General features: G+C 58.5%; 6 protein-coding genes. All 6 read right to left on the bottom strand.

Annotation, left to right across the window (positions count from 1 at the left end; all coding sequences use genetic code 11):
• Positions 1–2,096 (bottom strand): acetylxylan esterase (locus H5U08_RS06255; RefSeq protein WP_297031339.1); only part of this gene is annotated, 2,096 nt, incomplete at its 3' end.
• A 578-nt stretch (positions 2,097–2,674) separates the two neighbouring features.
• A complete protein-coding gene (locus tag H5U08_RS06250) occupies positions 2,675–3,457 on the bottom strand; it encodes a FliA/WhiG family RNA polymerase sigma factor (RefSeq protein WP_297031337.1) in 783 nt (260 codons plus the stop codon).
• Between the two features lie 240 nt (positions 3,458–3,697).
• Positions 3,698–3,946, bottom strand: coding sequence for a hypothetical protein (locus H5U08_RS06245; protein WP_297031335.1), 249 nt, complete (start codon positions 3,944–3,946; stop codon positions 3,698–3,700).
• Between the two features lie 147 nt (positions 3,947–4,093).
• Positions 4,094–5,140, bottom strand: coding sequence for a hypothetical protein (locus tag H5U08_RS06240; protein WP_297031333.1), 1,047 nt, complete (start codon positions 5,138–5,140; stop codon positions 4,094–4,096).
• Between the two features lie 208 nt (positions 5,141–5,348).
• Positions 5,349–6,560 (bottom strand): flagellar biosynthesis protein FlhF, encoded by a 1,212-nt coding sequence (gene flhF, locus H5U08_RS06235; protein ID WP_297031332.1) that lies wholly within the window; start codon positions 6,558–6,560, stop codon positions 5,349–5,351.
• A 209-nt stretch (positions 6,561–6,769) separates the two neighbouring features.
• A partial coding sequence (locus H5U08_RS06230; RefSeq protein ID WP_297031330.1) for a flagellar biosynthesis protein FlhA occupies positions 6,770–7,708 on the bottom strand: 939 nt, incomplete at its 5' end.

Raw genomic sequence — 7,708 nt, 5'->3', positions numbered from 1 at the left:
GCCGCACGATAAACCTGGCCCACAAGTTGTGCTTGTTCACCATTTTCCCCAGCCAACCACAACGCATGCGGTGCGGAGAGGGCGAGCAGGCCCGGAAGATCAAAGTATTTCGCAGCGCCGGGGAAGAAATTGGGATCGTCGAACGCGTTGACTGATGCGAACCGGAAACCGCCGGTATCGATGATGGCAAGGTCAACCAGTCCCCCGGCCTGACAGCGAGCACCGGCCACCCAGTGGCCCGCCCCCTTCAGGCCGATCACAACCAGCGGGCGATCGGCCAACGGAGGTAGCATCTTCACCGCGCGGACAGCCAGCAAAATGTCGTGGACTCGCTGGGCGAACATCGGTGGGTTGTAGCCGAACGTGTACCCTGCGTAATCCTCTCGCACAAGGCGGGCTTTGACGATCGGCCTTCCATCGGGAGTGGCTTCCCCCTGTCCCAGGAGATCCGGCAGGAGCAAAGCCGCCCCTTGATGCAACAACCGCGCAGCGGCCGGATGAAGCTGGCCTTCTTTGTCCAGCAGATCCTGTTTTCCATTCTCCGCCACCCAGATGACAGCGGCCTTGATCTCGCCTTGAGGAAGAATGAGCCACGCGGGGATACTCTCGTGACGGGCCGTTTGTCTAAGCACGATCGCCCGCCATTCGCCGTCCTCCCGCTTTTCAGAGCGGAGGGTCTCGACCTTCACTTCCTCCGCCGAGGGGACCGGCCGCCCAATCATCACGTCGTAGGCACCGCCGATCACGCGGCGAAATTCCGCCCAAATGGACGGGTCCTGGGGAATAAGCGATTCGAGCTGTTTTTGCGTGATTGCGGTGAGATTTTCCAGGAACCGCCGCTCCCATTCCTCACCACCTTCAGGGCGTGGATGCTGGTCGTCCCAAACCGTCATCTCTTCCCGCGAAAGCGGCTCAAAGTCTTCCTCCACCACAGGCTCTTTGAGACCCAGGTGGAGGTGCTTGTTCATCCAGTGATACATGACCTCTCTGGAAACATAGTTGTAATTGTGGGGAAACTGAAGCAACGCCTTGGCCATCACCAGGTCGGGAACACCGTACAGGCTGTAGAGCTGCTTGAGTTCCGGGAGGCCCTTGGTGGCGATCTCCTTCGTCCAGTCGTCCGCGGCCGTCATTCCCAGGGGTTTGGGAGCAAACAGGGCGGCGAACTCCACATTGCCGGTGTCAATCCGCAGATAGCATGCATTCTCGCAGGTGCATCCCCCCTGCATCGCCGTGGAGACCATCACCGCGGGGAACGACACCGCGGGCCGCGGATCGACCGCACACAGGAGAAACGTCTGGGTTCCCCCACCGCTCGCCCCGGTCACGCCGATCCGTTTGGTATCCACGTCGGGCAGGCTGCACACAAAATCCAGCGCCCGAATGGAATTGAACGTTTGCAGACCAAGCATATTCTGAAGATGAAGCTCGGCCTGAGGGCTGAAATAGCCCCAGCGCGTGGGGGTGTTCATGTGTGCCCGCACACCAGGCCGATGCGGGAGTTGTACGCTGTCGGCATAGCCTACCATGTCATAGTGAAAGACAACGCAGCCCATCCGGGCAAGTTGAACGCATCGCGCCTGGAGCGGATAGCGCCCACCCCGCTCGAAACGCTCGGCTCCGTTCACGATGTCCCAGAGAACCTTCTCCGGGCCGGCATCATAAAAACGGCCGTTCGGCCAGTGACCGTGAGGGCAGAGCACCGCGGGATAGGGCTTCTTGCCATGTTTAGGACGGTACAGATTGCCGGTCACGTAGAAGCCCGGATAACTCTCGAAATAGACTTTTTCGACCGTGTAATCGCCGCGATCGACAAGCCCGTGGATAACCGCATGGATGGGTGGCCGCTCTGGCATGGGCCAGAGCCCGGCGGCCACGAGAATCTGCCGCTGCACACGTTCGCGGCGCACTTCCCAGGTTTTTAAATCCTGGGGCGGATGAAAAGGGAAGTAATCGTCGAGCGTTTTCAGCTTTCCAAAGCGGGCATCGTCCAGACGATAGTCCGGCGGAAGTACTTTTTGATCAACGGCGATGGCAGTCTGCCCGGCCACCGCCAGCAAAGCAATCGTTGCCACCAAGAGCGTCAGTCGCTTCATGGAATTCACCCTCGCGTTCTGTAGGACGAAACAGCTCCACAGATTCACCAGATCGCGTCCAAAGGTCCACCACGTGTTATAACGGTTGGCGGCAGCGATGCAAGCAGCCAGCAACTCGGACTCATCCCCACTTTTCGTTGGGACCTGCGAGCAGTCAAAGCCTGAATGCGTCGTAGGGGCCATTCATGAATTGCCCCTACCGTTTAACCGGCGGGGTTTGGACGTGCCAAGCAGGTCCCTCCGAGGAGTCCTTCGGAGGGGCACGCTTGTCGTGCCCGGTGAGAGGCAATGGAGAATTGAACGTTCAATGGCGGACCCGACAAGCGGGTCCCTCCGAGGAAAAACGGACCTGACAAGCTGGTTCCTCCGGGCTAAATCTTACGTTTCTCAAGACGTTGCCGCGGTTCACCCCCCTTTCCCGCGGCGGAAACACCGTGGGACGGGTCAGCACGGCAGCTATTCTGGCAGAGGTGCAGGAGCGCAAAAAAGTGCGTCCCTTTCAGGAGACACCCGAAGGGACGTATCGCAGGGCCTACGCAAGATTGCAGGAAGAACAGGCCGCAGAAATCGCTGCTGAGTTACGTGCCCAGTTCCGCGCGGCGACGCGTGAGTTGCTGCTGGAGCCGCTGGACAATGGCGCTGTGCATCTGGCTGACGCGGCTTTCCGAAAGATCGAGCGTCGCGCCGATTTCTTTCATGGTCAGCTCTTCATAGTAGTAGAGGATGAGGATGAGTCGCTCGTTTCGACTGAGCCCCTTGGTGATCAGTCGCATGAGATCGCTTTTCTCAATCCGCCGGGTGGGGTCTTCGCCCTTTTTATCCTCGAGGATGTCGATTTCGCGAACGTCTTTGTAGCTGTCTGTTTCGTACCACTTCTTGTTGAGGCTGATGAGATTGACGGCGCTGGCCTCCATCTTCATCTTTTCCAGTTCTTCGATCGTCATGCCCAGCTCCTCGGCCAGTTCGGAATCACTGGGCTGGCGCCCCAATTTGGCTTCCAGCGTTTTGCACGCCTCGTTGAGCTTGCTGGCCTTCGACCGCACCAATCGAGGAACCCAGTCCATGGTACGAAGTTCGTCCAGCATCGCCCCACGAATCCGCGGAACACAATACGTTTCAAACTTGACCCCCCGGGAAAGATCGAAGGCGTCAATGGCGTCCATCAAGCCGAAAACGCCCGCCGAAATGAGATCGTCCAGCTCGACGCCTTCCGGCAATCTCGCCCAAATCCGCTCGGCGTTGTATTTCACCAGGGGCAGGTAGATTTCAATGAGACGATTGCGCAATTCCTGATTTTGAGGGTTTTTCTTGAACTCGATCCAAAGCTGCTCCACATCCTCCGGAGCGACAGTGGTGGGCATAGAATCCTCCCTGATGGTGCGCTCTCCAGATGAACTCTTTGAATCAGCCGTTTTCTGATGCGTAACTGTTTTCTGCCGAGATCGAACCGCGGTCGATGATGCCGCTGCCTTTGTGGCTCTCGGGCGACTCATCCTTGCGTCTCCCCCGTGCCTGAATCGTGATGCCTGTACCGATATCGTGATGATTCCCTCAGGTTCCCCGATTCCCTCCCGCCGATTTCAACCCCAGAAAGAAATTCTTCATGTCGTCCCTGCGGCTGGAGAGGATTGAGTTCGGTTCGCCAACTCTTCTTTCAACCGCTGTTGAATGGACTCCCTGATGGCCGACTCCGCAATTACTCCCAGAATGCCTCCCACAATGGAAAAAACCACAAGACATACCCAGCTACGCACAAGGATTTCATTGACATCCGCACCGTGGATCAAACCGTGCACGATGGCACCGACCATCGCTAGAGGTCCCAGGATTCCGGCACAAATCCGACCCACGGTTCTGATCCACTTTCTGGTGGAAAAACCGAATCTTGCCCAAGTTTTGTAGCTTTATTGGCCGAGATAGGTAATCAGGGGCCTTGTGGTTCAATTCAGCCATTCTTCGAGTGCTCCATCTTTATCGGCCAGAATCGCCTTCAATATTCAGCGGTTTTCTCCGACTTTAGGCTGTTTTCCTTCACCCAAATCTTCCACGGAGCCCGCATAGACGTTTTCCTCGGTAGAGTTTGCCGCGATCTCCTCTTCATCCCGCCCTATCCGATGGGTGAAGTCCCCCGCAAACGAACTTCCGGCCAGGACCAGCCGGTACACGCATTCCATCAGTCCCGCGATCCCCTTCCACCACGTTTCGATCGTATTCCACACGTCTGTGTGGTCGGCCCCACCACTTGCCATTCTCACCCCGTCTCTCTTTCCGCAAGCCATGGACGTCAACCAGGTGTCCAATTCTTCCAGGCTGGGGACCTCCGGAAGCACAGCAATCGGCGGGCTGACAGCCATGAAGCGCTCGCAGGCGACCTGAAGTCGATGTCCCATTTCCGTGCCAACCGCCACATCGGAACTGCGATTGACCACCACGACACTCCGCTGGGGAACTCCCTGATCGCGAAATCGCTTGAGCCACTTGTAGGCCGCCATCACAGTCAGCGGCTCCGCGGTGGTGACGAGCACAACCGCCTCAAAACAAGCCCAGTCGGTATCGGGAGCTTCCCATTCGCCCGATTCGCAGTCCGCGATCATCCAGACAATAGGGCGTGTCCCGCCATTCTCCTCGAGGATTGGTTGAGTCGCCCCGCGGGACAGTGCAGCTCCCCGCGTGAATAGTGCATCGTCAGCCGGTAATACTCCGGGGGCCTGGCCGACCAGACCGTGCCCCAGTTGGGTTGCCTCGGTATTCAGGATCGGTCGTTCTGCCAATGGAAAAAGGTCGTCCAACTCCCTCACGTCGCCCATGGGGCTTTTACCCCTGTGGGCACGAATATATTCGGCGCTAAGTTCCTGCAGACGCAGGCATGTGTGGAGGGCTTTGGCCACCGTCGTCGCGCCCACGCCCAACTGCACGCCCCGCACGCCGACGCGGAAAGCGCTCGGCCGTGGGGACTTGCCGCTGCGTTTTTCCACGACCAGTTGCCGCAGTCGAAACGCCTGGTCCTGGATGGTCAGACTATGTCGTGTCCAACGAACGTCCATCTCTCACTCGCGGTGCGATGCTGCCGCTCCTTTCAACAGTGAAAAGGCCTCATTTCCGCGGGCTGGGATTCAACCTCCGTGCTGGTCTTACACTACTCAAGCGCGGTTTTGTCGCGAGAGCATCTGCCGATCACATTGTCCTGTTTCCTTTCCACGCGGAAGCTCGATGCCACCATTGGCCGTTCACTTCCCAAAAGTCCTCCAGGGATTACGCGTGGGACTCCTTCACGAGGCCTTCCATCCCCAGAATCAGCCGCGCTACACGGGCGGGCTGGGCCGTCTCGATGTCGTCGGGAACGTTTTGCCCGTTGGTGAGATAGCTGAGGGGCAGCCCGGCCGCTCGCAACACCGGCAGCAACCCACCAAAAGAGGGCGACTCGTCGAGCTTGGTGAGAATGAGCGCCGTCGGCCGTACCGTCCGGAACCGTTCCAGTGTCTGAAGGAGGGCCTTTGTCCCGGCTACACTGCTCAACACCAGGTGAATCTCATCTGCCGCAGCTTCCGTGAGGAGCGTCCGCAGCTCTCTGATCTTGATGTCGTCTTTGGGGCTTCGCCCGGCGGTGTCAATGAGGACGAGATCAAGCGTCTCGAAACTCCGGACGGCCTCCTGCATCTCGCGAGGCGTTGACACCACCCGCATGGGCAGATCGATAATGTCCGCGTAGGTTCGGAGTTGCTCGACGGCAGCGATCCGATAGGTGTCCATGGTGATGAGTCCCACCCGGCGGTTTTCCCGCAGTCGAAAGTTGGCGGCAAGTTTCGCGATGGTGGTAGTTTTCCCGACACCGGTAGGTCCAACCAGGGCACACACCCGACATCGCCCGGGCGTCAGCCGAATCGGCTGAGTGGCCGCGAGCTCGCTTTCCAGAATTCTTGCCAGCCGTGCCTTGATGAGCATGGGCTCGTCCATCCGGTCCCGCAGGGACTCTCCGCGGACCCGTTCCAGCAATTCTCGCGCATCCTCCTCGCTGAGATCCGCGTCGATGAGATCGGCGTACACCCGAAACAACGGCTCCGGCCAATCGTATAGTGCGGAAGAGCCGGTCCGCCGACACAGGCTGCGCAGCATGTGCTCCATGTTTTCCAGCTTTTGCTGGACCTCCATTCCCGCGTGGGCTGCGCGGAGAATCAGCGCGCGGGTTTCCGGCGCCGGCTGTTCCAGTGATAGACCACCTTCCGCGGGCGGGCGGCGGGATGGCGAAGACGTGCCCGTCTCCGCAGGCAAACGGCTCGGAACATTCACACCAAACGAGGCGACCACTTCAATTTCCGGTCGTCCGGGCAACAGCCCAAACCAGCGACGCGCGCGGACTTCGCGCGTTCGCAAAATGGCCGCGTCGGGCCCCATCTCCCGCCGCACCAGCGCCAACGCCTCATGCATTGTGCTGGCCCGAAATGTCCGGATTTCCACGTTGTCCATATGCAATTCCCCAACCGAAAGCTCCCAACAAAACAATGGAAAGATCGCTTGGCGGTATTTCCTTCAGGTGTTTTTGTTTCCCGTAACACTGGCCTGGTGACCGACTCTTGCTCTCCGGCGTGGCCTGTTTCGCAGCACTATTGGCTTTTTCCCTCACGAATCCCGTCTCAGATCCCCTCTCTTCCACCTGGAAAGTTCATTGGTCATCATCACGTGCTCTCCGTTACCATTCCCACAGCCTCGATTTTGGTGTCCCGCGTGATCTCGTTATAGCTGAGCACCACAAGCTGGGGTAAATAGGGGGCTGTCATCTCCTTCAAGGCGGCCCGAATCTGCGGACTGACCAGCAGGACGGGTGGCCTGTGCTGCGTGGTCAATTTGGAAATTTCCTTGCCGATGGCCCGGCAAAGGGCCTCGATGCTCTGGGGTGACATTCTGATAAACAGGCCCCGGTCCGTGTGATCGAATCCGGCACGAATCCGATCCTCCAGGGCAGGATCGAGCGTGACCACCATCATCCGCCCCTCGGCATCGCGATAGCGTGTGGAAATCGCACGGGCCAATCGGGCACGGACGAATTCGGTCAACAAAATGGGATCCTTCGTCCGCGGTGCGTAGTCGCCCAGTGTCTCCAGAATCAATCCAAGCTGCCGAATCGACACACCTTCGCGCAGCAGATTCTGCAGGATTTGCTGCACCTCCGCCAAACGCATCACGTTGGGAATAAGATCCTCCACAACGGCGGGTGAAGTCTTTTTCAACTCTTCGATGAGATGCTTGGTAGCATCGCGGGTAAGGATTTCGTCCGCATGCCGCCGAATGGTTTCTGTAAGATGCGTGGCGATCACGGCCGCCGGTTCCACCACCGTATAGCCGTACATCTCTGCCTTCTCCTTGAGCGAGGGCTCAATCCATAACGCGGGTGCACCAAAAGCTGGATCACGGGTTTCAATCCCCTGAACCTTTCCCGTCGTCATCCCGGAGTCCATCGCCAGGAGCAACTGCGGATAAACAGTCCCCGTGGCAACCGGTGCGCCGGCGATTTTGATTCGGTATTGATGCTGATCGAGTTGGAAGTTATCGCGAATCCGAACCTTCGGTAGGATAATCCCGATGTCTGCCGCGATATTCTTACGGATACGGTGAAT

Source organism: Thermogutta sp., assembly GCF_014359955.1.
Taxonomy (GTDB): Bacteria; Planctomycetota; Planctomycetia; order Pirellulales; family Thermoguttaceae; genus Thermogutta.
The sequence above is the reverse complement of the archived record's forward strand: the minus strand, read 5'-3'. Positions and strand labels throughout refer to the sequence as shown.